The following is a 938-nucleotide window of genomic DNA, read 5'->3' as shown; positions in this document are numbered from 1 at the left end:
TGCTCTGTTGAATCCGGTGAGGGCGAGCGGATAGCGTCGCTCTGAAGGTGGAAGCGAAGCGGAGAGAGTGAATGTACCTATGCCACTCTTCCGCTTCGTTAAACAAGCGGCGTCGCTGGCTCAAAAACGCTGTGCTGCCAGCCCCACGGCGGTGGTGAGTGACCCGGCTGGCAACGGATTTGCCGGCTGGAAACATCTCACGTTACACTTTTTGCGGGTTCACATGGACGCCACGTACCGCGAAATCGTCGATTGGGCCAGCGAGATGGATCGGATTCGCGCCGTCTTGCAGTTGGCCCGGACCGAGTTCCCGGCACCCTCGACGCTGTGGCGGTCGTTCGAGCGGGTGCCCACCCGTATCTGGCGCCAACTGCTCGACCGCTCAGCAGCGGTCTGCGATCCCGGCGAGCATGGGGCGCTGGATGCCACGTTCTTCGACCGCGAAGCGGCATCCAGCCACTACGTCGATCGCTCGGATCGCCACATACGGACGCTCAAAACGACGGCCTTGGTCGATACAGAGTCGTGTGCCGTCCTCGACGTCCACTGTTCGGCACACTGGCCCCACGATACACAGGTGGGCCGTCGGGTAGCGCTGCGCAACACCGAGAGGATCGGGAGTCTCGCCGGCGACAAAGGCTACGACGACCAATCGCTGCGGGAGGCTCTCCGGTCAAACGGCGTCCGCCCACTCATCAAACACCGATTGTTCGCGCACTACGATCACGCCCATAACGAACGGTTGGACAGCGAGCTCTACGGGCAACGTTGGATGGCCGAGAGCGCATTCTCGGCCATCAAGCGCCGATACGGGTCCGCTGTCGGGCCAAGCGCCTGGTACCGCCAGTTCCGTGAACTGGTGTTGACCGCTGCGGTCTACAACCTCGAACAAGCCATCAAGGAGTGATCGCTACGTCGTCCGCGGATTCAACAAGGCA

Annotated in this window: 1 protein-coding gene; it reads left to right on the top strand. The window is 62.0% G+C overall.

What is annotated here, in order from left to right:
• Positions 1 to 79 precede the first annotated feature (79 nt).
• Positions 80 to 907 carry an IS5 family transposase gene (locus tag ACMGFG_RS24220; protein ID WP_436932853.1) on the top strand — a complete coding sequence of 276 codons (828 nt, stop codon included), beginning with the start codon at positions 80 to 82 and terminating at the stop codon, positions 905 to 907.
• Positions 908 to 938 lie beyond the last annotated feature (31 nt).

This window comes from Halosimplex halobium, assembly GCF_051414055.1.
Taxonomy (GTDB): Archaea; Halobacteriota; Halobacteria; order Halobacteriales; family Haloarculaceae; genus Halosimplex; species Halosimplex halobium.
The sequence above is the reverse complement of the archived record's forward strand: the minus strand, read 5'-3'. Positions and strand labels throughout refer to the sequence as shown.